Source organism: Pseudomonas zhanjiangensis (assembly GCF_041027545.1).
Lineage (GTDB): Bacteria > Pseudomonadota > Gammaproteobacteria > Pseudomonadales > Pseudomonadaceae > Aquipseudomonas > Aquipseudomonas zhanjiangensis.
This window is the reverse complement of the sequence record NZ_JBFTEG010000011.1, coordinates 86,204-108,549: the sequence shown is the minus strand read 5'-3', so window position 1 is coordinate 108,549 and position 22,346 is coordinate 86,204. Positions and strand designations below refer to the sequence as shown.

At 65.3% G+C, this 22,346-nt stretch carries 19 protein-coding genes and 4 tRNA genes; 7 read left to right on the top strand and 16 right to left on the bottom strand.

The window, feature by feature from the left end; translation table 11 throughout:
• Positions 1–37: 37 nt before the first annotated feature.
• Both AB5S05_RS14610 and AB5S05_RS14605 read right to left on the bottom strand, forming a co-directional pair.
• Positions 38–2,005 carry a multicopper oxidase family protein gene (locus tag AB5S05_RS14610; protein WP_369288249.1) on the bottom strand — a complete coding sequence of 656 codons (1,968 nt, stop codon included), beginning with the start codon at positions 2,003–2,005 and terminating at the stop codon, positions 38–40.
• Between the two features lie 455 nt (positions 2,006–2,460).
• The gene (locus AB5S05_RS14605; RefSeq protein ID WP_369288248.1) at positions 2,461–3,222 is read right to left on the bottom strand and encodes an SDR family oxidoreductase; all 762 of its coding nucleotides are present in this window, start codon (positions 3,220–3,222) and stop codon (positions 2,461–2,463) included.
• A 225-nt stretch (positions 3,223–3,447) separates the two neighbouring features.
• Between AB5S05_RS14605 and AB5S05_RS14600 the strand changes: the two genes are divergently transcribed.
• A complete protein-coding gene (locus AB5S05_RS14600; protein ID WP_369288247.1) occupies positions 3,448–4,455 on the top strand; it encodes an NADP-dependent oxidoreductase in 1,008 nt (335 codons plus the stop codon).
• A 94-nt stretch (positions 4,456–4,549) separates the two neighbouring features.
• On the opposite strand, the gene AB5S05_RS14595 is transcribed toward AB5S05_RS14600, so the two are convergent.
• From AB5S05_RS14595 to AB5S05_RS14580, 4 genes are all read right to left on the bottom strand, one after another.
• The gene (locus AB5S05_RS14595; protein ID WP_369288246.1) at positions 4,550–7,627 is read right to left on the bottom strand and encodes an efflux RND transporter permease subunit; all 3,078 of its coding nucleotides are present in this window, start codon (positions 7,625–7,627) and stop codon (positions 4,550–4,552) included.
• A complete protein-coding gene (locus tag AB5S05_RS14590; RefSeq protein WP_369288245.1) occupies positions 7,624–8,652 on the bottom strand; it encodes an efflux RND transporter periplasmic adaptor subunit in 1,029 nt (342 codons plus the stop codon). Before AB5S05_RS14590 ends, AB5S05_RS14595 begins: the two co-directional genes overlap by 4 nt.
• A gap of 71 nt (positions 8,653–8,723) precedes the next feature.
• Positions 8,724–9,518, bottom strand: coding sequence for an ABC transporter permease (locus AB5S05_RS14585; RefSeq protein WP_369288244.1), 795 nt, complete (start codon positions 9,516–9,518; stop codon positions 8,724–8,726).
• Positions 9,515–10,447: an ABC transporter ATP-binding protein gene (locus AB5S05_RS14580; protein ID WP_369288243.1), complete on the bottom strand. Its 933-nt coding sequence runs from the start codon at positions 10,445–10,447 to the stop codon at positions 9,515–9,517. The genes AB5S05_RS14585 and AB5S05_RS14580 overlap by 4 nt, the downstream gene beginning before the upstream one ends.
• A 201-nt stretch (positions 10,448–10,648) precedes the next feature.
• Between AB5S05_RS14580 and AB5S05_RS14575 the strand changes: the two genes are divergently transcribed.
• Positions 10,649–10,969, top strand: a complete 321-nt coding sequence (locus AB5S05_RS14575) for a hypothetical protein (RefSeq protein WP_369288242.1) — start codon at positions 10,649–10,651, stop codon at positions 10,967–10,969.
• Positions 10,970–11,019: 50 nt separating this feature from the next.
• Here the strand turns inward: AB5S05_RS14575 and AB5S05_RS14570 are convergent, their stop codons facing one another.
• Positions 11,020–11,691, bottom strand: a complete 672-nt coding sequence (locus AB5S05_RS14570) for a transglutaminase-like domain-containing protein (RefSeq protein ID WP_369288241.1) — start codon at positions 11,689–11,691, stop codon at positions 11,020–11,022.
• Between the two features lie 158 nt (positions 11,692–11,849).
• Between AB5S05_RS14570 and AB5S05_RS14565 the strand changes: the two genes are divergently transcribed.
• Both AB5S05_RS14565 and AB5S05_RS14560 read left to right on the top strand, forming a co-directional pair.
• Positions 11,850–14,297 carry an acyl-CoA dehydrogenase gene (locus tag AB5S05_RS14565; protein WP_369288240.1) on the top strand — a complete coding sequence of 816 codons (2,448 nt, stop codon included), beginning with the start codon at positions 11,850–11,852 and terminating at the stop codon, positions 14,295–14,297.
• A 79-nt stretch (positions 14,298–14,376) separates the two neighbouring features.
• Positions 14,377–14,787 carry a PA2817 family protein gene (locus AB5S05_RS14560; protein ID WP_369288239.1) on the top strand — a complete coding sequence of 137 codons (411 nt, stop codon included), beginning with the start codon at positions 14,377–14,379 and terminating at the stop codon, positions 14,785–14,787.
• A gap of 125 nt (positions 14,788–14,912) precedes the next feature.
• Here the strand turns inward: AB5S05_RS14560 and AB5S05_RS14555 are convergent.
• The 4 genes from AB5S05_RS14555 to AB5S05_RS14540 all read right to left on the bottom strand — a co-directional run bounded on the left by AB5S05_RS14555 (position 14,913) and on the right by AB5S05_RS14540 (position 15,343).
• A tRNA-Gly gene (locus AB5S05_RS14555) sits at positions 14,913–14,988 on the bottom strand.
• A 26-nt stretch (positions 14,989–15,014) separates the two neighbouring features.
• Positions 15,015–15,090: transfer RNA gene (locus AB5S05_RS14550), tRNA-Glu, on the bottom strand.
• Between the two features lie 75 nt (positions 15,091–15,165).
• A tRNA-Gly gene (locus tag AB5S05_RS14545) sits at positions 15,166–15,241 on the bottom strand.
• A gap of 26 nt (positions 15,242–15,267) precedes the next feature.
• Positions 15,268–15,343 (bottom strand) — tRNA-Glu (locus AB5S05_RS14540).
• A 221-nt stretch (positions 15,344–15,564) separates the two neighbouring features.
• Here AB5S05_RS14540 and AB5S05_RS14535 point away from each other — a divergent pair.
• Together AB5S05_RS14535 and AB5S05_RS14530 are read left to right on the top strand one after the other, a co-directional pair.
• Positions 15,565–16,341, top strand: a complete 777-nt coding sequence (locus AB5S05_RS14535; protein WP_369288238.1) for a hypothetical protein — start codon at positions 15,565–15,567, stop codon at positions 16,339–16,341.
• Positions 16,342–16,375: 34 nt separating this feature from the next.
• Positions 16,376–17,032, top strand: a complete 657-nt coding sequence (locus tag AB5S05_RS14530; protein WP_369288237.1) for a glutathione S-transferase family protein — start codon at positions 16,376–16,378, stop codon at positions 17,030–17,032.
• A 16-nt stretch (positions 17,033–17,048) separates the two neighbouring features.
• Here AB5S05_RS14530 and AB5S05_RS14525 read toward each other — a convergent pair whose 3' ends face one another.
• Positions 17,049–17,531, bottom strand: coding sequence for a free L-methionine (R)-S-oxide reductase MsrC (locus AB5S05_RS14525; RefSeq protein ID WP_369288236.1), 483 nt, complete (start codon positions 17,529–17,531; stop codon positions 17,049–17,051).
• Positions 17,528–18,418: an ATP-binding protein gene (locus tag AB5S05_RS14520; protein WP_369288235.1), complete on the bottom strand. Its 891-nt coding sequence runs from the start codon at positions 18,416–18,418 to the stop codon at positions 17,528–17,530. Before AB5S05_RS14520 ends, AB5S05_RS14525 begins: the two co-directional genes overlap by 4 nt.
• Positions 18,419–18,524: 106 nt before the next feature.
• On the opposite strand from AB5S05_RS14520, the gene AB5S05_RS14515 reads away from it, so the two are divergent.
• The gene (locus tag AB5S05_RS14515; protein WP_369288234.1) at positions 18,525–20,846 is read left to right on the top strand and encodes an ATP-binding protein; all 2,322 of its coding nucleotides are present in this window, start codon (positions 18,525–18,527) and stop codon (positions 20,844–20,846) included.
• Here the strand turns inward: AB5S05_RS14515 and AB5S05_RS14510 are convergent.
• The 3 genes from AB5S05_RS14510 to msrB form a co-directional block, all read right to left on the bottom strand.
• Complete coding sequence (locus AB5S05_RS14510) at positions 20,836–21,300, bottom strand: MarR family winged helix-turn-helix transcriptional regulator (protein ID WP_369288233.1); 465 nt, start codon at positions 21,298–21,300, stop codon at positions 20,836–20,838. The genes AB5S05_RS14515 and AB5S05_RS14510 overlap by 11 nt on opposite strands.
• Positions 21,297–21,782, bottom strand: a complete 486-nt coding sequence (locus AB5S05_RS14505; protein WP_369288232.1) for a glutathione peroxidase — start codon at positions 21,780–21,782, stop codon at positions 21,297–21,299. Before AB5S05_RS14505 ends, AB5S05_RS14510 begins: the two co-directional genes overlap by 4 nt.
• Before the next feature lie 130 nt (positions 21,783–21,912).
• A complete protein-coding gene (msrB, locus tag AB5S05_RS14500; RefSeq protein WP_369288231.1) occupies positions 21,913–22,308 on the bottom strand; it encodes a peptide-methionine (R)-S-oxide reductase MsrB in 396 nt (131 codons plus the stop codon).
• Positions 22,309–22,346 lie beyond the last annotated feature (38 nt).

Below are 22,346 nucleotides of genomic sequence, written 5' to 3'. Positions count from 1 at the left end.
CCGCGAGCCGCGAATGGTGCCCAGGCGCGACCGCTAGCTAGTAGGGCCCCGGGCCGACATGGAAGGGCCGCATCATCTCGTGATCCTCGTGCGAGAGGATGTGGCAATGCCAGACAAAGTGCCCCGGCTTGTCGAATCGCGCCCTGATTCGGGTGACTTCGCCCGGCAGAGCGACCACCATGTCGCGCCGGGTCTGCTCCTGCGGCGCCGGCCCACGGGGCTGGCCGAGCAGCTTGATGTCCTCCAGGCGATAGCCTTGGCCGAAACTGCCGTCGAACTCCAGCAGCGGCTGCTCGATCAGCCTGGCCTTGAATGGCTGGCGATCGAGGACTTCGAAATGCACCAGATGCAGATGGATGGGGTGGGCGTCGCCGGTGGCGTTGTAGAGTTCCCAGATTTCACTGCTGTGCAGATCCGGGTTTTCGGTGACCGGGCTGTGCCAGGCCAGCGCACCGTTGACCCAGTTGCCGGCGACATCCATGACCGGCTCGGCCGTGCCGAGCAGCGGCTGCAGGCGCCCGTACTGGTCAGTGCCCTCGAACAAGGCCAGCTTGCGGGTCCGACTGGCAGCCGTGACCGGCGCGCCGCCGCCTAGCCAGCTGCCGTGGACGATCCCGGTGTCCGCCCTGGCAGAGAGCGGCACGACCACATCGAAGGCCATGATCCGGTCGGTCCGCCGGTCCGGGAACAGGTCTTCGCGCTTTGGCTCGCGACCGCCGAAGGGTGCGTCACCGAGCAGGTTTTCGATGATCACCCGGGCACCCCAGGGCACTGCCTTGAAGTCGACGAGCAGATCGAGGCGCTCGCCCGGGGCGAAATCGGCCTGCTCGACCTGCGCAGCCGTCTGCCGCAGGCTCTGGTCGGATCCGATGACCTGAAACGGCAGGCGCACGCCCATGGACGGATCGGTCTCCCCGGCCATCACCAGCTTGAAGCACAGGCGCATGAAGCGGCTGTCGCAGCCATTGAGCAACCTGACCCGGTACTGGCGTTGCTCGACCCCGTAGCGGGGCCAGATGACGCCGTTGACCAGCATATGGTCGCCAAAGAACTCGGCCAGCGCGCTAGGACCGCCGCCGGGGAAGATCTCCTCCGGCAACTCGGCCCCCTCCTCGTCGATGAAATCGCCGTAGAACGGATCGCCGGGGAAGGCGGGATAGAACAGTTCGCCGGTGTGCCGGAACATCCGGTCCTGAATGGCGAAGCCCAGTTCATAGGGGGGCGCGGGCAACCCCAGCGGATTGTCCGGCAAGCCGGTGTCGTCCGCGTCGCGCAGGATGAAGAAGCCGGCGAGGCCGGCGTAGACATTGAGCCGGGTGATCCCCAGGGCATGGTCGTGATACCACAGGGTGCCGGCCACCGCGTTCCAGTCGGGCCCGCCATAGCGATAGCTGCGCGCCTCCCATCGCGGCCCGGTGACCTTGAAGCGCGGGGAAAAGAAGAACTCGGGGTTGCCGTCGAACGGACTGTCGTTATGCCCACCGTGCACGTGGGTGACTACGGGAACACCGTCCGTGTCGATCCCCAGGTGCTGGTAGCCGGCCAGTGAGTAGACCCAGTGCAGGCTGCCGTCGACCGGCAGCAGGTGGCTCAGTGGCATGGCGCCATCGATCAACTCGTTTTCCCAGGTGACGTCCAGTGGTGCCCCATTGGCCTGGAGCTCGAGTGTCCGCCCCGGCCAGCTCACCGGGCCGTTGTGCGGGCCATAGCCCCAGACGCGGGTCGCCACGGGCAGCCCGCCGGCCCCCAGCAAGCCGGTCATCTGTACGGTCTCGGCGACACGGATGCGCAGGTTGCCGCCACTGGCCGCGTATCTGAATCCTGGGCTCAATGCATTGGGCGCCGAATTGACGAACAGCGGCTGGGCCGCCGGATCGGACAGGCCGGCGGCCAGTAGTGCCGCATGGCTGCTGTGGCTGCGCAGCAGTGCCAGGGGAATGCTCGCGGTCAGCCCGGCCGCCATCGCCGAACGGATGCTGAGCGTCAGGAAGTCGCGCCGTTTCATGGCCGATCACCTCTTCTGATTCGTGCTGCCGTCTGCCTGAGACCGGCTGCTAGACAACCAGGGCGAGCCATGACGAACACAAACAGACGGTGACAGCTACGCTAGTACTCGCGTATCAGAACACGGAGCAACAATTACGCCAGATAGCGTTAATCCTTACGGATCAATGTATTGGCTTGGGAAATCGGCGCAGGTCATGGCAACCTGTAAACCTGACTGAACAGAATCGCGGCAGTTTCCCCGAACCTGTCACAAGGACCGTACTCACCCGGCAGCCTGCAGCGGCGGTATCGCCCCAGCTCGAGTCGATCAGCAGAGGGCCAGAGTGCCATTGTGAACGCCGGACCGCATGGCGATGGGCTGGCGCAGGGCGCGCCCCAGAGCAGGTCCCGTGCGACGCACTGCAAAAAGGCGCCCGATGAGGCGCCTTTTTGCCGCTCGGAAGGACCTGGCGATCAGATCGCCGTCGCGCCGCCATCCACCGCCAGGGCGTGTCCGGTGGTGAAGGCGGCGCCATCGCAGCACAGGTAGAGCACCGCGCTGGCGATCTCCTCGACCTTGCCGATACGCCCGACCGGGTGCATGGCGGCGGCGAACTCGCCCTTCTTCGGATCGGCCTCGTAGGCGCGGCGGAACATGTCGGTATCGATCACCGCCGGGCACACCGCATTGACCCGGATCTTCTTCTTCGCGTACTCGATCGCCGCGGACTTGGTCAGGCCGATCACCGCGTGCTTGGAGGCGGCATAGATGCTCATCTTCGGCGCCGCACCGAGGCCGGCGACCGAGGCGGTGTTGACGATGGCGCCGCCGCCCTGGGCCAGCAACAGCGGGATCTGGTGCTTCATGCACAGCCATACGCCCTTGACGTTGACGCCGATGATGGCGTCGAACTCGCTCTCGCTGCCCTCGGCCAGCTTGCCCTTCTCGATCTCGATGCCGGCGTTGTTGAAGGCATAGTCCAGGCGCCCGTAGGCGGCCAGGGTGGCGTCCATCAGCGCCTTGACCTCGGCGTCGCGGGTCACGTCGCAGGCCACGAAGATCGCCTCGCCGCCGGCCCCGCGGATCAGCTCGACGGTGCCTTCGCCGCCCACCACGTCGACATCGGAAACCACTACCTTGAGGCCTTCGTTGGCGAAGGCCAGCGCGGTGGCGCGACCGATACCGTTGGCACCACCGGTGACCAGGGCGACCTGGCCGGAAAAGCTCAAGCTCATCTGCATGTCCTCGCAAGGAGTGAAAGTCAGCGGCCAGTCTAGTCAGAGAGCCGGCCGAGGCGGCAGCACTATCAGGACAGCGGTTGGCGTTTCATCCAGAAGAATGATTAACACCGCCGCCGTACATCAGCCGAATGGATCTAATGCCATTCGGCATGGGGGTAAACCTTGTCGCCCGTCCGGCGAGGGGCTATCACCATGCTTTCCGTTCAGCGAGTACCTGCCATGACTGCCATTCTCAATCGCCAATTCCTGCTGGCCCAACGCCCGGTCGGCCTGCCCAGCCGCGACACCTTCAGCTACGTGGAAACCCCGCTCGATGAGCCCGGTCCGGGACAGATTCTGGTGAAGAACGCCTACCTGTCCCTGGACCCGGCCATGCGCGGCTGGATGAACGATGCCCGCTCCTACATCCCGCCGGTTGGCATCGGCGAGGTGATGCGCGCGCTCGGCGTCGGCGAGGTGATCGCCTCGCAGCACCCGGACTTCGCCGTCGGCGATTACGTCAACGGCGCTCTCGGCGTACAGGACTACTTCCTCGGCGAGCCCAAGGGCTTCTACAAGGTCGACCCCAAGCGCGCGCCGCTGCCGCTGTACCTCTCGGCTCTGGGCATGACCGGGATGACCGCCTATTTCGCCCTGCTCGATGTCGGCGCGCCCAAGGCCGGTGAAACGGTGGTGATCTCCGGCGCCGCCGGCGCGGTCGGCAGCGTCGCCGGGCAGATCGCCAAGCTCAAGGGTTGCCGCGTGATCGGCATCGCCGGCGGTGCCGACAAGTGCAAGCTGCTGGTCGACGAGCTGGGCTTCGATGGCGCCATCGACTACAAGAACGAGGACCTGCACGCCGCGCTCAAGCGCGAATGCCCGAAAGGCGTGGACGTGTACTTCGACAACGTCGGCGGCGAGATTCTCGATACCGTGCTGACCCGTCTCGCGTTCAAGGCACGGGTGGTCATTTGCGGCGCCATCAGCCAGTACAACAACAAGGAAGCGATCAGGGGCCCGGCCAACTACATGCAGTTGCTGATCAACAGCGCACGCATGGAAGGCATGGTGGTGATGACCTACGCCCCGCGCTTCGCCGAAGCGGCCCAGGAGATGGCCGGCTGGCTGGCCAGCGGCCAGCTCAAATCCAAGGAGGACATAGTCGAAGGCCTGCAGACCTTCCCGGAGACCCTGCTCAAGCTGTTCAGCGGCGAGAACTTCGGCAAGCTGGTGCTCAAGGTCGACTGAGTCGATGCACGGGGAGCCGCCGAGCGGCTCCCGCCTTGTAGGGCGGATGACGCTTTTTTCATCCATCACCGCCGTTCGGTGGATGGCTAGAGCGTCATCCAGCCTGCGTCTCGGCGCTTGCCCTGCCCTCCACCTGCAGCGGCCGCCAGCGCCGCAGCAGCAGGTACAGCGTGGGAATCACCAGCAGGGTGAAGAAGGTGCCGACCAGCAGACCACCGACGATCACCAGGCCGATCTGCTGACGGCTCTCAGCCCCGGCGCCACTGGCCAGGGCCAGCGGCAGCGAACCGAGGACCATCGCCCCGGTGGTCATCAGGATCGGCCGCAGGCGCTGCACCGAGGCCTGCAGCACCGCCTCGCGCAACGCCACCCCCCTGTGCAACAGCTGGTTGGCGAACTCGACGATGAGGATGCCGTGCTTGGTGATCAGGCCGATCAGGGTCACCAGGCCGACCTGCGAGTAGATATTCAGGGTGCCGCCGAACAGGGTCAGGGCCAGCAAGGCGCCGGCCATCGACAGCGGTACGCTGAGCAGGATGATCAGCGGGTCGATGAAGCTCTCGAACTGCGCCGCCAGCACCAGGTAGATGAAGGCCAGGGCCAGGGCGAAGATCAGCGCGATACCGGCGCTGGACTCCCTGAACTCGCGCGAGGTGCCGCTGTAGTCGAACAGGGTATCGGCCGGGAAGATCTCGCGGGCCACGCCTTCCAGGTGATCGAGCACCTCGCCGAGGGTGTGGCCGGCGCCGACGTTGGCGCTCAGGGTCACCGCACGCAGCTGGTTGAAGTGGTTGAGCTCGCGCGGCGCCACCGTCTCGCGCACCTCGATCAGGTTCGACAGCTGAACCATGTCGCCATTGCGATCGCGCACGTAGACCCGGTCCAGGTCGCTGGGGTTGCGCCGGTCGACCTCGGCCAGTTGCACCAGCACGTCGTACTGCTCGCCCAGACGCTTGAAGCGGGTCACCTGGCGGCTGCCGAACAGGCTCTCCAGGCTGCGGCCGATGGTCGCCACGTCGCTGCCGACCGTCACCGCCTGCTCGCGGTTGACCCTGACCTGGAGCTGCGGAGTGTTCAGCTTGAGATCGCTGTCCAGACTCTCCAGCCCCGGGTAGTCACGCAGGCGCTCGAACAGCTGCTCGACATAGCCTTCCAGTTCGGCGTATTCCAGCGACGAGCGAACCACCAGGTTGACCGGCTGGTTGCGTGCGCTCTGCCCCAGCGGCGGACGGTTCACCGGAAAGGCGCGTATGCCGGGGATGTCGGCGAGCCGTGGCACCAGCGCCTGACGAATCTCGAACTGGCTGCGCTCGCGCCTGTCCCAATCTTCCAGCTTCATAAAGGAAATGCCCTGGGTCACCGTGGGAAAGCCGGTCACCACCACATAGCGGTTGGTCTCCGGAACCTGGTCGTAGATGGCCTCGAGTTCGCGCGCGTAGCGGCTGGTGTAGTCGATGGTGGCGCCATCGGGGGCGCTGAACACGCCGATGATGGTGCCGGTATCCTCGGTCGGCGCCAGCTCCGCCTTGAGCCCGGTGAACAGCCAGACACAGGCCAGCAGCACCGCCGCGAGCAGCCCAAGGATCAGCCACCAGAGCCCCAGGACCCGCCCCAGCAACGCCTGGTAGACATCGCTCAGGCCGTGCAGCCAGCGTTCGATCAGGTTGTAGGCCGCACTGTGCCGCGCCCCCGGCCGGTGCGGCTGGAGCAGCTGCGCGCACATCATCGGCGACAGGCTCAGGGCGACGAAGCCCGACACCACCACGGCGCCGGCCAGGGTCCAGGCGAACTCGGTGAACAGCTTGCCGGTGGTCCCGGGCATGAAGCCGATGGGCGCGTAGACCGCGGCCAGGGTCAGGGTCATGGCGATCACCGCGAAGGCGATCTCGCGGCTGCCGGTGAAGGCCGCCTGCAGCGGCGATTGGCCCTGCTCGATATGCCGGTGGATGTTCTCCAGCATGACGATGGCATCGTCCACCACCAGGCCGATGGCCAGGACCATGGCCAGCAGGGTCAGGGTATTGATGGTGAAGCCCATCAGCGCCATCAGGGCGCAGGCGCCGATCAGGGAAACCGGGATGGTCACCAGCGGGATCAGGGTGGCGCGCAACGAACGCAGGAACAGGAAGATGATCAGGATGACCAGCGCCACCGCCTCCCAGATGGTGGTGTAGACGTTGTCGATGGATTCGCGGATGAACTGCGAACTGTCGTGCCCCACCGCCATCTGCATGCCCTCTGGCAGCAAGGCGCGTACTTCCGGCATGGCCGCCTCGAGCCCGCTGGAGATGTCCAGCGGATTGGCCGTGGCCTGCTTGACCATGCCGATCACCACGGCCGGCTGACCGTTGTAGCGCACCACGCTGCGCTCGCTGGCCGGCCCCAGCTCGGCGTGGCCGACATCGGCCAGGCGCAGCAGGTAGCCCTGGGAGTCGTCGAGGATCAGTTGGTTGAACTGCTCGGCGCTGCGCAGGTCGGTCTCCGACAGCACATTGAACTCGCGCTGGCGCGACTCGATGCGTCCGGCCGGAATCTCCACGTTCTGCCGGCGCAGAGCGGCCTCCACGTCCTGCACGGTCAGGTTGTGCGCGGCCAGGCGCTCCGGGTCCAGCCAGATGCGCATGGCCGGGCTGCGCGCGCCGCGAATCTGTACCTCGGAGACCCCGGGAATCACCTGCAGGCGGTCCTTGACCACCCGTTCGAGCAGATCGGTAATGGCCATCGGCGAATGCCGCTCGCTGAAGAACGCCAGGTAGATGATCGGCTGAGCATCGGCCTCGACCTTCTGCACGATCGGTTCGTCGATCTCGTCCGGCAGCAGGCCGCGCACCCGGCCGAGGCGGTCGCGCACATCGTTGGCGGCCTCGTCGGCATCGCTGCCGAGGCGGAACTGCGCGCTGATCTGGGTACTTTCGCTGCGGCTGATGGAGCTGACGAAATCCAGGCCCTCGATGCCCGAAAGCACGTCCTCGATCGGCTGGGCGACCTGCGACTCCATGATCTCCGGGCTGGCGCCCGGGTAGCTGACGTTGACCGTGACGATAGGCACGTCGATGTTCGGGTATTCGCGCACGTTGAGGCGCTGGTAGGCCATCAGGCCAAGCAGGACCAGCACCAGCGACAGCACGCTGGCCAGCACCGGCCGGCGGATGCACAGCTCCGACAGGGTCACAGCGCCTCCGCAGCCGGCCGGGTGCGTACCGCCATACCCGGGCGAACCTTCTGCCAGCCGGCGCTGATCAGGGTCTCATCACCCTGCAGCCCTTCTCGCACCTCGGCGCGACCGCCCAGGCGCCGGCCCAGCTTGATCTCGCGCTGCTCGACCCGGCCCTCGACCACCAGGTTGACCAGCAGCCGCTCGCCCAGCGGCATCACCGCCTCCTCCGGGATCAGCAGCGCCTGGGGACGCTCGGCGAGGATCACGGTCACCCGCACGAACTGTCCCGGCTTAAGCCGTCGGCCGGGATTGGCCAGTCGCGCGCGGATCGCCTGGCTACGGCCAGCCTCGTCCAGGCGCGGATTGATGGCCGCGACCTGGCCGCGGAACAGCTCGCCGGGATATGCATCCAGGCCAACCTCCACGCGCTGCTCCAGATGGATCTGCCCCACCGCCTTCTGCGGCACCCGAAAGTCCAGCTTGAGCGGGTCGAGCACCTCCAGGTTGACGATGTCCTGACCGGCTTCCAGGTAATCGCCGGGGCTGACCTGGCGCAGGCCGAGCTGGCCATCGAGGGGCGCGCGGATCTGGGTCTTGTCCAGCCGTGCCTGGGCCAGCGCCAGGCTGGCACGGGCCGCCTGCTGCTGGGCGCGCGCCTCGTCGAGGGCCTGGGCGTTGCTGGCGCCGCGGCTGAACAGCAATTGGCTGCGGCGGAAGCTGCTCTCGGCCAGGCCCAGGTTGGCCTGGGCCTGGGCCAGCTCGGCACGGGCGATGGCATCGTCCAGGCTGACCAGCAGGTCGCCGGCGGCAACCGCCTGCCCCTCGCGAAAGTGCAGGTGGGCCAGGCGTCCGTCGATCTCCGGACGAATCATCACCGACTCGTCCGAGCGCAGCGTGCCGAAGGTGACCAGTTCGTCGCGGACCAGCGCCTTGGCTACCGGCACCACTTCGACCAGCGGCCCTTCGCCTGCCCGCGCGTACAGCGCGAGGCTCGCGAACAGCAGCGCAGCGGCAGCAATGCAACGTATAAGGGCGGCCATGGCTAACCTCATCCACTCGTAGTGGTCGAGTCTAGCCAGCTGACGCCGCTAATACAGCCCGTTCCTTGGTACTACTGGCGCATCCCCCGGCCGCCGACCAGCAGGCGGATGCAGACCAGATACAGCAGCGCCGTGGCCGCCAGCATGAAGGCGATGGCCACACCGATGCGAATGTCCGAGACGCCGAGGATGCCGTAGCGGAAGGCATTGACCATGTGCAGGATCGGGTTGACCAGCGACACCGACTGCCAGAACGGCGGCAACAGGGCGATCGAGTAGAACACCCCGCCCAGATAGGTCAGGGGCGTGAGGACGAAGGTTGGGATGATCGAGATATCGTCGAAGTTGCGCGCGAACACCGCGTTGATGAAGCCGCCGAGGGAGAAGATGGTCGCGGTCAGCAGCACCACCAGCACGGTGACGCCCAGGTGATGCACCTGCAGATGGGTGAAGAACAGCGACAGCAGGGTGACGATCAGCCCCACCGCCAGGCCGCGCAACACCCCGCCGACGACGAAGCCGACCAGAATGGTGTGCGGCGAGACCGGCGAGACCATCAGTTCCTCGATCGAGCGCTGGAACTTGCTGCCGAAGAAGCTCGACACCACGTTGCCGTAGGAGTTGGTGATCACCGACATCATGATCAGCCCCGGCACTATGTACTCCATGTAGCTGAAGCCGCCCATGTCGCCGATGCGCGAGCCGATCAGGTTACCGAAGATGACGAAGTACAGCACCATGGTGATCGCCGGCGGCAGCAGGGTCTGCGCCCAGATCCGGGTGAAGCGACGGACCTCGCGATAGACGATGGTGCGCAGCGCCACCATGTTGGCGGCCAGCTCGGAGTTGAGGTAAGTCGTGTTCATACTGCCACCTTGTCCAGGTTCTTCTCGACCAGGGAAACGAACAGCTCCTCCAGGCGGTTGGTCTTGTTACGCAGACTGAGCACCTCGATATGCTGCTTGGCCAGCTGGCGGAACAGCCCGCTCATACCCTGGCTCTTGTCCACCTGTACCTGCAGGGTGTGGTGGTCGAGCAGCTGGGCCGGGTAGCCGTCCAACTGCGGCGGCACCAGCAGCGACTCCTTGAGGTCGAGCAGGAAGGTCTCCACGTGCAGCTTGTTCAGCAGCGCCTTCATGCTGGTGTTCTCGACGATGCGGCCGTGGTCGATGATGCCGATGTTGCGGCACAGCTGCTCGGCCTCCTCCAGGTAATGGGTGGTGAGGATGATGGTGATGCCCTGCCGGTTGAGCTCGGTGAGGAAGCTCCACATCGAGCGGCGCAGCTCGATGTCCACCCCGGCGGTCGGCTCGTCGAGAATCAGCAGGCGTGGCTGATGGACCAACGCGCGGGCGATCATCAGACGGCGCTTCATGCCGCCGGACAACTCGCGCGAGGCCACATCGCGCTTGTCCCACAGCCCCAGCTGGCGCAGGTACTGCTCGGCGCGGACCTTGGCAATCTTCGCCGGGATGCCGTAATAGCCGGCCTGGGTAACGACGATGTCGAAGACCTTCTCGAACTGGTTGAAATTGAACTCCTGGGGCACCACGCCCAGGCAGCGCTTAAGGGCCGCTGGATCCTTGTCCAGGTCGTGGCCGAACACGTTCACCGTACCGCTGGTCTTGGTTACCAGGGTCGAGAGGATGCCGATGGTGGTGGACTTGCCGGCGCCATTGGGGCCGAGCAAGGCGAAGAAGTCGCCTTCGGCCACATCCAGATCGATGCCGTGCAGGGCCTGGAAGCCATTACCGTAGGTCTTGGTCAGCTGCCGAATGGACAGAGCGGTAGTCATGGGGGAAATGCGCCCTTAGCGAAGGAAGCCTGTTAGATAAGGGCTGGCGCCGACAAATGCAACCGGCGTCACCTCATCTTTGCCATCACCCAAGGTCGCGGCACCCCGCGCGAGCGAGGCGACGGCCCCACCGCGGGTAACAATCGAGGCGCACGGCCCTCTAATGAATTGCCACTCAAGTGCAATCGATGGGAGGTTCTCATGAACGCTTATCTTGCTCCCCTGGCCATCGCCGGCCTGGCGTTGAGCACCGGCCTTGCCGCGGCCGAGAGCGCGCCAGGCTACAGGGAGCCGGGTTACCTCAACTATGACTATGCCCCGCAGTCGAGCCCGGCGCAGGCGCAACAGGGTGCTGGCTACCACGAGCCCGGCTACCTGAACTATGCCTATGCCCCCGGCTCGAGCGCCGCGCCGGCCATCCAGATCTACGGCCAGAGCGCGGCGGCGGGTAGCGCCTACCGCAACGCCTCGGGCCAGCTAGAGCCGGGCTACCAGAACTACGGCTTCGCCCCCGCGCGTTGAGCCCGGGGTGAGCGGCCTGCCGGGCAGGCGCGCCCGGCAGGCGCCGGCAGCTAATCGCGCCCACCTTCGCCCCGCGCCTCGGCATGCAGGTCACCGCCTGCCAATGACGCCTGCGCGGTGAACAGGTGCGGATAGCAGTTGCGCAGGTGGGCGAAGAAGAAACGCTCCGGCAGGTCGGCGAATTGGCCATGGTCGGCCAGGTACTCCATGTAGCGCTCGCCCTGCTGGTTGAACGGGTGAAACACGCTATCACTGAGGCCATCGAACTCCAGCGGCGCGACCTTGAACAGGCGGCACAGGTCCAGATTGAAGGCCGGGGTCGCCTTGACCCAGCGACCGTCCAGGTACAACTCGGTGTAGCCGTGCATGGCGAACACCTCGCTGCGCAGCAACTGCAGCAGGCGCGGGGTCGCCAGGTGGTTGCGCACATCGGCCAGGCCGATTCGCGCCGGAATGCCGCAGTGGCGCGCGCAGGCCGCCAGCAGCGTGGCTTTCGGCACGCAGTAGCTTTCCCCGCTGAGCAGCGCGTGACTGCCCTTCAGGGTGTCCGGGTCGCGGCTGAACACGTAGGGGTTGTAGCGCACGCCGTCACGCACCGCGTAGTACAGCGCCACCGCCTGCTCGCCAGGGTCGTCGCTGCGGCCGCGGTTCTGTTCGGCGAACTCCACCACCGCCGGGTGGTCACTGTCGATGAAGCGAGCTGGGTCGAGGAATTCGCGCATGAGGAAGTACTCCCGGGACTGGCCACCAGTCTAATCAAGGCGATCACGCCCATGTCATGACGATTCGGCCAAGCTCACCGCCCTTGTCGCCATCCTGTCGGGATGCCGACTAAGCTGATCACAGTCGCCGTCACGGCGATTTCCATGGAGGATTGTGCATGCTCGCTGTCTGGTTGCTCGTGCTGGCATTCGGCACGGCCTATCTCGCCCACCGCCGCTGCGCCCCGCTGCCCGCCCTCGCCGGCGTGGCCGCCTACCTGCTCGCCATGGGCCTGTTCAGCCACGCGCCCGGGTGGCTGCTGGCGCTGTTCTGGCTGCTCTGGCTGGGCGTTGCGCTGCCCCTGGTGTTGCCGGAGATGCGTCGCAAATGGCTCACTGCGCCGCTGTTCGCCTGGTTTCAACGGGTGCTGCCGCCCATGTCGGATACCGAGCGCGAGGCTATCGAGGCCGGCAGCGTGTGGTGGGACGGCGAACTGTTCAGCGGCCGCCCGGACTGGTACAAGCTGCTGGCCTACCCCAAGGCACAATTGAGCGACGAGGAGCAGGCCTTTCTCGACGGCCCCACCGAGGAACTCTGCGCCATGGTCAGCGACTGGCAGATCGGCCAGCAACTGGACCTGCCCGCCAAGGCCTGGGAGCACATCAAGGAGCACGGCTTCTTCGCCCTGATCATCCCCAAGGAATATGGCGGCAAGGGCTTCTCCGCATACGCCCACTCTCAGGTAGTCATGAAGCTGGCCACCCGCAGCGGCGACCTGGCCTCCACCGTCATGGTGCCCAACTCCCTGGGCCCGGCCGAACTGCTGCTGCACTACGGCACCGATGCACAGCGTCAGCATTACCTGCCGCGCCTGGCCAGCGGCGAAGACATTCCCTGCTTCGCCCTGACCGGCCCGCTGGCCGGTTCCGACGCCAGCGCCATGCCGGACAGCGGCATCGTCTGCAAGGGCCAATGGCAGGGCGAAGAGGTCATAGGCCTGCGCCTGAACTGGGAGAAGCGCTACATCACCCTGGGCCCGGTGGCCACCCTGCTCGGTCTGGCCTTCAAGGCCTATGACCCCGACCACCTGCTGGGCGAGGAGGAGGACCTCGGCATTAGCCTGGCCCTGGTGCCAACCGACACCCCCGGGGTGGAGATCGGCCGCCGTCACCTGCCCCTCGGCGCCGCCTTCATGAACGGGCCGAACGCCGGCAAGGACGTGTTCATCCCCCTGGACTACCTGATCGGTGGCCAGGCCATGCTCGGCAAGGGCTGGATGATGCTGATGAACTGCCTGTCGGTGGGCCGCTCCATCTCCCTGCCAGCCGGCGCCACCGGCGCGGCCAAGTTCGCCAGCCTGGTCACCGGCCAGTACTGCCAGGTGCGCGAGCAGTTCAACGTGCCGCTGGCCGCCTTCGAGGGCATCCAGGAGGCCCTGGCGCGAATCGGCGGCAATGCCTGGCTGATGGACAGCGCGCGCATCCTCACCGCCAACGCCGTGGATCTGGGGGAAAAGCCCTCGGTGCTCTCGGCGATCCTCAAGTACCACCTGACCGAACGCGGCCGCGAATGCATCAGTCACGCCATGGACGTGCATGGCGGCAAGGGCATCATCATGGGCCCGAACAACTACCTGGCACGGGCCTGGCAGGCCGCGCCGATCTCGATCACCGTGGAAGGCGCCAATATCCTCTCGCGCAACCTGATGATCTTCGGCCAGGGCGCCATACGCTGCCACCCCTACGTACTCAAGGAGATGGCCCTGGCCGGGCGCGAGGACCACGACCAGGCGCTGCGCGAGTTCGATGAACTGCTGCTGCAGCATATCGGCTTCGCCGTCGGCAACGCCGCCAGCAGCCTGCTGCTCAGCCTGAGCTTCGCCGGCTTCGGTGCAGTGCCGGGCGACAACCTCAGCCAGCCGTATTTCCGCGCCCTCAACCGCCTGGCTGCCGCCTTCGCCCTGCTCGCCGACTGCAGCATGCTGCTGCTCGGCGGCGAGCTGAAACGCCGCGAACGTCTGTCGGCACGGCTGGGCGATGCCCTCAGCCACCTCTACCTGGCCTCGGCTGCCCTCAAGCGCTACCACGACCTGGACTATCCGGATCATTCGCGCACCCTGCTGCGTTGGGCCCTGGAGGACAGCCTGCAGCAGGCCGAGCAGGCCCTGGATGCGCTGCTCGGCAATTTCCCCGAACGCTCGCTGGGCTGGGTGCTGCGCCTGCTGGTATTTCCTTTCGGCCGCCGCCACAAAGGGCCAAGCGACAAGCTGGATGCCCAGGTGGCCGAGATTCTCGGGCGCAACCGCGGCGATCCCGCCCTGGAGCTGCTGCTCGAGGGCTGCCATCGCCCGCAGGCCGAAGCCGAACCGGTCGCCGCCTTGCAGCAGGCGCAGGACCTGCTGCAGGCGACTCAAGCCGCGCGCCAGCAGCTGCAGCAGGCGCTCAAGGCTGGACAGGTGAAAGAAGCGCCGGGGCAAGACCTGCTCGAGACGGCAGTCGAGGCCGGTTGCCTGACCCGCGAGCAAGCCCAGAGCTTGCAGCAGCTGGACGCCGCGCGGCGTCGGGTGATCGACGTCGATGACTTCGCCAAGGACGAATTGAAGCTCGGTCGCGGCAAGGTCCGCTGATCGGCGTACCGGCAGACGGGACAGCGGGCGCCGGGGGTCTTATACTCCCGCGCCCGTTTTACTCAACAGGACTCTCGCCATGGCCAGCGCCTACCTCGATCACCATCTCGCCCTGCTCGCCCACCTGCGCGGCATCCTGGTCGCCCTGGGCGAAGCCGAACAGATTCTCGACGACAGCCATGCGCTGTTCCTCGAACGCTTCGATGAACTGCTCAGCCAGCTGCCGGAAGACACCGAGGCCAGCCTCTATCTTGGCCAGGATCTGATCAGCCAGATCTTCCATCGCTACCCGCAGATTGCTCATCTGGTGCCGCGCGACCTGCTGTGGTTCTTCGGCGGCGACTGCCTGCACTTCATGCCCGACGAAGAAATCGAGCTGTTCCAGCGCCTCGACGAGCGCCGCTTCGAAGCGCAGGAGAACGACGAACCCTTCGACTGGAATCAGGAAAAGCAATTGCTGGCCCTGCCGCCACAAAGCAGCAAGCACTGAAGACGCGCCCATAGCAAAGCCCGCGCGGCATTGCCGGCGGGCCTTGGGTCATTGCGGCAATACGAAAGCGCAGAAACGACAACGCCGCTCGATGAGCGGCGTTGTCGTTGCTATGCATTGAAATATGGAGCGGGAAACGAGACTCGAACTCGCGACCCCGACCTTGGCAAGGTCGTGCTCTACCAACTGAGCTATTCCCGCGTTACAACAGACTTTCTACAGCAAATTGGCGTCCCCTAGGGGACTCGAACCCCTGTTACCGCCGTGAAAGGGCGGTGTCCTAGGCCACTAGACGAAGGGGACCTGGAACTTTAACCGTCAGCTTAGCCCATGGCTTGGCCGACTCAGGCACCGCCTGCCGGGCGACACCTTGAAAATTGGAGCGGGAAACGAGACTCGAACTCGCGACCCCGACCTTGGCAAGGTCGTGCTCTACCAACTGAGCTATTCCCGCTAAACAACACACTTCCCAACAGGAAGTGGCGTCCCCTAGGGGACTCGAACCCCTGTTACCGCCGTGAAAGGGCGGTGTCCTAGGCCACTAGACGAAGGGGACATTGCCCGGAAGACTGCTTACTTCCCGACTTCCGACTCAACACCAAGAGGCATTGCGCTGGAAGTGGCGCGCATTCTATGGAGCATCTGCGAGGCCGTCAACCTCTCTGTAATTTTTTTTTAAAATCAATGACTTCAGGCCTGTTTATGAGGCTGCTCTATCAGCCCGATGGCTAAGGCACTACACTCGGGCGAAAATCCAGTATTCGAGAGACCATAACGATGTCCCCACTCGTGATTACCCTCTTGATCGTCAGCGGCATCGCCATCCTGATCCTCATCGCCTTTGTCAATCAAATGGTCGAGAAGAACAAACTGGAAAAGGCCCGCCTGAAAGCCGACCTGAGCGATCGTGTCCGCCGCTGCGCCAATGTCTGCGAGGCCATACCCGGCCAGCTGATGACGGCCCCGCTGAAGCTCCTGCTCAGCCGCCTGCAGCTGCAGTTGCTCGAACGCCTACTGGCGCTGGACAAAGGCAGCGCCGACATACGCTCACGCCTCGAAGAGCTGCGCCAACTGGTCGACCAGGGCGAGTCGATTGCCGTGCGCAACCCGGTGCAACCCATTCTCACCGAGGCCCAGGCCAAGGAAGTGCGCTTTCAGCTGGAAAACCTCCACGGGCAGATCACCCGTGCCGCCCAGGAAGCTTTGCTACCGGGCAAAGAAGCCAAGCAATGGGTTGGCGAGATTCGCCACATGCTGGTGCAAGTACATCTGGAGCTGTTCGCCAATCTAGGCCAGCAAGGCCTGCAGCAGAATCACCCCGGCCAGGCACGCCTGGCATTCGAGCGCGGCGTACAATTCCTGCGCAAGCAGCCAGACCCGGCTCGCTACCAGGCTCAGCTCAAGCAGTTCGAGGGCCAGCTCGCCCGCGCCAATGCGCTGGTGTTGAACAGCAACACGCCCAGCGCCGATGCCGAGGACAGCAGCGAGCTGACCGAGGGCCTGAAGGCCCTGGAGTCAGAGGAAGACTGGAAGAAGAAGAACATCTACGATTGAACCACTTCCCCACCCCGAGCAAGCAAGGACACCCATGAGCCTGACCCTGTTTGGCGCCCCGCTCTCCCCCTTCGTCCGCAAGGTGCGTCTGTGCCTGGGGGAAAAAGGCCTGGACTACCAACTGCAAATGGTTCTGCCGTTCGGTCAGCCGGACTGGTACCGGGAACTAAACCCGCTGGGACGCATTCCTGCGCTCAAAGATGGCGACTTCAACCTGGCCGACTCCAGCGTGATCTGTCAGTACCTGGAGGAGCAGTATCCCGCCTGCACACCCCTGCTCGGCCAGAATCCCCAGGCTCGCGCCCGAGTACGCTGGCTGGAGAAGTATGCCGACTACGAGCTGGCCCCACTGTGCACCTTTGGCGTATTCCGCAACCGCGTGCTCAAGCCGAGCATGGGCAAATCGTGTGATGAGCAGGCCGTACGCAGCGCCCTGGAAGAGAAACTGCCGGGCCATTTCGACTACCTGGAACGCACCCTGGGTACCGCCGAATTCTTCGTCGGCGACCGCCTCAGCCTGGCCGACCTGGCATTCGCCTGCCAGTTACAGAACATGCAGCATGGTGGCGAGCAGCTCGACGCTCGGCGCTGGCCGAACCTGGCGGCGCTGTTCGCCCGAATCCAGCAGCGCGCCTCGATGCAGGCCATCCTGCCGGCAGAACTGAAACCCCTCGCCAAGTTCAGCGCCTAGACCAGAGCCGCCCGCCTCAACAGTCGCTGAGCTGCAGAAACAACTCGGCCAGCCACTCGATTCCGGCCTGATCCTCGGCGCTGAAACGCGCCAGCTTCGGACTGTCCAGGTCCAGCACACCGATCAGGCGATCGTCCTTCAGCAGCGCCACCACCAGCTCGCTGTTGGAGGCGCTGTCGCAGGCGATATGTCCGGCAAACGCATGCACGTCATCGACCCGCTGCGTCTGCCGGGTGGCCGCCGCCACTCCGCACACCCCACGCCCAATGGGTATGCGCACGCAGGCCACGCGACCCTGGAAGGGCCCCAGCAGCAATTCATCGCCGCGCACCAGATAGAAACCGGCCCAGTTCAGGTCGGCCAGTTCCTGGAAGAGAAAGGCGGAAAACTGCGCGGCATTGGCGATGAAGTCGCGCTCGCCGGCCAACAAGGCCTGCAGCTGCGCCGCCAGCAGCGGATAACCACTGAGCCCGTGACCAGCCTGGCGCAGGTCGATCATCGCTGACGCTCCAACAGTCGAAGCCCGACCCAGTGCCGGGCGAACTGGTAGGCACAGCGCCCGTTGCGATTGCCACGCCCCAGCGCCCAGCGGATGGCCGCCTTCTCCAGCTCCTCGCTCCATTGCCAATCCAGCGCCGCCACGCCGGCCTGCACCGCCACCCAGTGACGCACGACCTGCAGGAAATGCTCCTGAGTGAAGGGATAGAAGGACAACCACAGGCCGAAGCGATCGGACAGGGCGATCTTGTCCTCCACGGCCTCGTTCGGGTGCAACTCGCCGTCGACCCGCTGCCAGTTCTGGTTGTCGCTTTCGCGCTCGGGCAGCAGATGACGGCGATTGGAGGTGGCATACAGCAGAACATTCTCCGGGGCGCGCTCCAGCGAACCGTCCAGCACGCTCTTGAGTACCCGATAATCGCCCTCGCCCGCCTCGAACGACAGGTCATCGCAAAACAGCACGAAACGCTGCGGCAGCCTGACCAGCAACTCGACCAGGCGCGGCAGATCGGCCAGCTGGTCACGCTCGATCTCGATCAGACGCAGCCCCGACGCCGCATGCTCGCTCAACAGCGCACGCACCAGCGACGACTTCCCGGTTCCCCGCGCGCCCCAGAGCAAGGCATGGTTGGCCGGCAAGCCACGCACGAACTGCGCGGTGTTACGCGCCAGTTGCTCGCGCTGCTGATCCACGCCGATCAGGTCGGCCAGGCCCAGGTCGAGACTGATCTGCAATGGCTGCAGATAGCCACCGCGCCCTTCGCGGTGCCAGCGCGCCGCCAGCGTCTGCTGCCAATCGATATCGGCGCGCTGAACCGGCAGCAACGGCTCTATCCGCGCCAGCACATGCTCGGCGCGCTGGAGAAAAACGCTTAAACGGGAATCCACGACTACTCCTCGATTTTTTGCCGCTGACCCGACCACACGGCTGCCAGCCGGCAAATGAGATGGGCTATGCTAGGCAAGCGCGCGAACATGGACCAGCCCACTACTTATGGATATATCGCTTACCCAACGGCTGTCGTTCAAACAGGCCGGCCTGACCGTGCTGGTCGCCTTTATCCTTGGCACCGCGCTCAGCCTGATCCAGGTGGGCATCGATTATGCCAGTGAAGATGCCTCCATCAACCGCGAAATTGGCGCCCTGATGGAGATCAGCCACAACCCCGCCGCGCGCATCGCCTACAACATCGACGCCGAACTGGCTCAGGAGCTGGTGCTGGGCCTGCTCCGCTCGCCCGCGGTGACCCGGGCGCAGATCATCGACAACGACGGCATGCCCCTGGCCTCCGTCGCCCGTCCGCCCAGCACCAGTGGCTACCGGGTATTCAGCGACTTCCTGTTCGGCGAAAAACGCCAGTTCGAGACCCCGCTGTTCGTCAGCCATGCGCCCGAGGAGGCCCTCGGCGCCCTGCGTCTCGAGGTCGACACCTTCGCCTTCGGCAATCGCTTCCTGCGCCGCGCGGTGCTCACGCTGCTGAGCGGCTTCGTACGCAGTCTGCTGCTCTCGCTGATTCTGCTGGTGCTGTTCTACTTCATGCTCACCAAACCACTGACCGAACTGATCCGCGCCCTGAGCGAACGCGACCTGCACAGCCCCGATCGCAAGCGCCTGCCCTGCCCGCACGGTCACGAGCGCGACGAAATCGGCATCCTGGTGGATGTCACCAACCAACAGCTGTCCAGCATCGCCAGCGAGATCGAACAGCGCCGCGAAGCGGAGAGTCGCCTCACCCAGTACCTCGGCGAACTGGAGAACATCGTTTCGGCGCGCACCACCGAACTCAAGGCCACCAACGCCCGGCTGCTCGAATCCAACCGGGAGCTGGAACAGGCCCGGCGCAATGCCATGGACACGGCGCAGGCCCGCTCGGCCTTTCTCGCCAACATGAGCCACGAGATCCGCACCCCACTCAACGGCCTGCTCGGCATGCTTTCCCTGTCCCTGGATGGCCCCCTGAGCAAGGAACAGCGCCAACAGCTGTCCATCGCCCACGACTCGGGCAAGGTGCTGGTCGAGTTGCTCAACGACATCCTCGACCTGTCGAAGTTCGAGGCCGGCCAACTGCAGCTCGAAAGCATTCCCTTCGACCTCGGCGCCCTGGTCGAGGACACCGCCAGCCTGCTCTCGCAGAACGCCGCGCCCGGCACCGAACTGACCTGCATGATCGACCCGCAGTTGCCGGCTCAAGTACTGGGCGACCCGACCCGGGTGCGGCAGATCGTCAGCAACCTGCTGGCCAATGCGCTGAAGTTCACCCGCTTCGGCCGCGTCGACATCCGCGCCAGCGCCAGCCCGAACGGGGTCAGCATCCTGGTTCGCGACACCGGCATCGGCATTGCAAAGGAAGCCCAAGCACGCATCTTCCAGCCATTCGCCCAAGCCGGCCTCGGCATCACCCGCCAGTTCGGCGGAACCGGCCTTGGCCTGGCCCTGGCGCGCCGCCTGAGCCAAGCCATGCACGGGCAACTCAGCCTGACCTCCGAAGAAGGCCTCGGCAGCCAATTCAGCGTCGAGCTGCCCCTGCCCAGTCACTGCCCGCCAGCGCCACTGCCGCACCTGAGCGGCCGGGTGGTGGCACTCAGCTCGGTCAACTCGGGCCTGAGCGAGCTGCTCGGCAGCCTGCTGCCCCTGTGGGGGCTCGACTATCAACGACTGGACACCGACGCCAGCCTGCGCGAGGTGGCGGCCGACCTGCTGATAAGCGACTGCCCGGAGTGCCTGGCCGGCCTGCGCCCGCACTGCAGCGCACCGATACTGCTGGTCACCGCCTACGGCAGCTTTCTGCCCGAGGAGCAGGCGCGCGCCCTCGCACCACTCGAACAGATTGCCCGCCCCCTGTCGCGCCAGGCTCTACTGCATGCCCTGCGCCAGGGCCTGCAGGAGCCGATGGAAGCCGTCATCGCCTCAGCCGAGGCGCAACCGCACAGCGGGCGTCAGGCCAGGGTATTGCTGGTCGAGGACAACCCGGTCAATCAATTGGTAGCCAAAGGCATGCTGATCAAGCTCGGCTGCGAGGTGCTGCTGGCCAACCATGGCGGCGATGCCCTGCGCCTGCTCGAACAGGAGCCGGTCGACCTGGTCCTGATGGACTGCAATATGCCGGTCATGGACGGCTACGAGGCCAGCCGCCGGATTCGCCAGAGCAGAAACAACGCGGCACTGCCAATCATTGCCCTGACCGCCAATGCCCTGCCCGACGAGCGCGATCGCTGCCGCGCCGCGGGCATGAACGACTACCTGGCCAAGCCATTTCGCCGCGAAGAGCTGGCGGCGCTGCTCGACCAGTGGCTGCCGGCCGGGGTTACCCCGTGAAGCGATCCAGCAGGCCGCTTAGCCGCCTGTGCAGCTCGGCCAGCTCCTCCTGATCGATCCCCTGCGTGCAGAGCAACCGGTCCCTCAGCGGCCCCACCTGCTCACGCAGCGCGCGCCCCTCGGCAGTCAGCAGCAGGTGCACCTCGCGCTCGTCGTCTCGTGAGCGTTGGCGCAGCACCAGCCCCAGCTGCTCCAGGCGCTTGAGCAAGGGGGTCAGGGTTCCGGAGTCGAGCATCAGGCGCTCGCCCAGTGCCTTGACCGTCGGCTGCGACGGTGGCGTCTGCTGCCACTCCCACAGCACCAGCATGGCCAGGTACTGCGGGTAGGTCAGCTGCAGTCGATCGAGCATCGGCTTGTAGGCGCGGATCACCGCCCGCGAGGCGGCATAGAGCTTGAAGCACAGCTGCCGGTCCAGCCGCAGCGCCTCATCTTCATCGATGGCAGCCTGGTTCATTTGAGCAGGGCTTCGATCTCGGCACTCAGGTCTTCCGGTTTGGTGGCCGGGGCGAAACGCTTGACCGCCTTGCCGTCGGCGCTGATCAGGAACTTGGTGAAATTCCACTTCACGCCCTGACTGCCGAGCAGGCCCGGCGCCCGCTTCTTCAGCTGGACGAACAGCGGATGGGCGTTGGCACCATTGACCTCGACTTTCTTGAACAGCGGAAAGCTGACGCCGAAGTTCAGCTCGCAGAACTCGGAAATCGCCCCCTCATTGCCCGGCTCCTGCTTGCCGAACTGGTTGCAGGGGAAACCCAATACCACCAGCCCCTGGTCCTTGTATTGCTCCCACAGCGCCTCCAGCCCCTTGTACTGCGGGGTGAAGCCGCACTTGCTGGCCGTGTTGACCACCAGCACGGCCTTGCCGCCGAAGTCGGCCAGGGTCTTCTGCTCGCCCTTGATGGTGGTGACGGGAATATCGAAGAGTTCGTTGCTCATGGGGATAGCGCCTGTGTGGAGAGGAATTCGACAGCACCATAGCGAGCAATTAAATCGTACGCAATCTAATTGCCGCAAAATAAGGCCGGCCAATGACCGGCCACAGCCACCCCAGGCACCGAATCGAGCGTTACTCGCGCGGCACCAGCTTGAGCGCTACCGAGTTGATGCAGTAGCGCAGGCCGGTTGGCTTGGGGCCATCGGGAAACACGTGGCCCAGATGGGCATCGCACTTGGCGCATTTCACCTCGATGCGGTGCATGCCATGACTGAAGTCATCCTGGCTGATGATCGCCTCCTGGCTCACCGGCTGAAAATAGCTGGGCCAGCCACTGCCCGAGTCGTACTTGGCTTGCGAATCGAACAGCGCCGTACCACAACAGGCGCAGTGATAGGTGCCCGGAATCTTGCTGTCATGGTATTCGCCGGTGAAGGCCCGCTCCGTGCCGCCCAGGCGGCAGACATGGAACTGGGCATCCGACAACTCTTCACGCCAGGCTTCCAGGGGTTTCTCGAGCTTGTCCACGGCAGGTCTCCTCAACTGAAAAAAGCCCGACCAGTACC

Excerpts from the sequence above, each read along its gene's own strand:
- AB5S05_RS14515 (WP_369288234.1), top strand. The coding sequence starts at position 18,525 with ATGGATATATCGCTTACCCAACGGCTGTCGTTCAAACAGGCCGGCCTG.
- AB5S05_RS14570 (WP_369288241.1), bottom strand. The coding sequence starts at position 11,691 with ATGCGCGAATTCCTCGACCCAGCTCGCTTCATCGACAGTGACCACCCG.
- AB5S05_RS14585 (WP_369288244.1), bottom strand. The coding sequence starts at position 9,518 with ATGAACACGACTTACCTCAACTCCGAGCTGGCCGCCAACATGGTGGCG.
- AB5S05_RS14505 (WP_369288232.1), bottom strand. The coding sequence starts at position 21,782 with ATGAGCAACGAACTCTTCGATATTCCCGTCACCACCATCAAGGGCGAG.
- AB5S05_RS14610 (WP_369288249.1), bottom strand. The coding sequence starts at position 2,005 with ATGAAACGGCGCGACTTCCTGACGCTCAGCATCCGTTCGGCGATGGCG.
- AB5S05_RS14560 (WP_369288239.1), top strand. The coding sequence starts at position 14,377 with ATGGCCAGCGCCTACCTCGATCACCATCTCGCCCTGCTCGCCCACCTG.
- AB5S05_RS14525 (WP_369288236.1), bottom strand. The coding sequence starts at position 17,531 with ATGATCGACCTGCGCCAGGCTGGTCACGGGCTCAGTGGTTATCCGCTG.
- AB5S05_RS14565 (WP_369288240.1), top strand. The coding sequence starts at position 11,850 with ATGCTCGCTGTCTGGTTGCTCGTGCTGGCATTCGGCACGGCCTATCTC.
- AB5S05_RS14590 (WP_369288245.1), bottom strand. The coding sequence starts at position 8,652 with ATGGCCGCCCTTATACGTTGCATTGCTGCCGCTGCGCTGCTGTTCGCG.
- AB5S05_RS14580 (WP_369288243.1), bottom strand. The coding sequence starts at position 10,447 with ATGACTACCGCTCTGTCCATTCGGCAGCTGACCAAGACCTACGGTAAT.
- AB5S05_RS14535 (WP_369288238.1), top strand. The coding sequence starts at position 15,565 with ATGTCCCCACTCGTGATTACCCTCTTGATCGTCAGCGGCATCGCCATC.
- AB5S05_RS14600 (WP_369288247.1), top strand. The coding sequence starts at position 3,448 with ATGACTGCCATTCTCAATCGCCAATTCCTGCTGGCCCAACGCCCGGTC.
- AB5S05_RS14605 (WP_369288248.1), bottom strand. The coding sequence starts at position 3,222 with ATGAGCTTGAGCTTTTCCGGCCAGGTCGCCCTGGTCACCGGTGGTGCC.
- AB5S05_RS14510 (WP_369288233.1), bottom strand. The coding sequence starts at position 21,300 with ATGAACCAGGCTGCCATCGATGAAGATGAGGCGCTGCGGCTGGACCGG.
- AB5S05_RS14530 (WP_369288237.1), top strand. The coding sequence starts at position 16,376 with ATGAGCCTGACCCTGTTTGGCGCCCCGCTCTCCCCCTTCGTCCGCAAG.
- AB5S05_RS14575 (WP_369288242.1), top strand. The coding sequence starts at position 10,649 with ATGAACGCTTATCTTGCTCCCCTGGCCATCGCCGGCCTGGCGTTGAGC.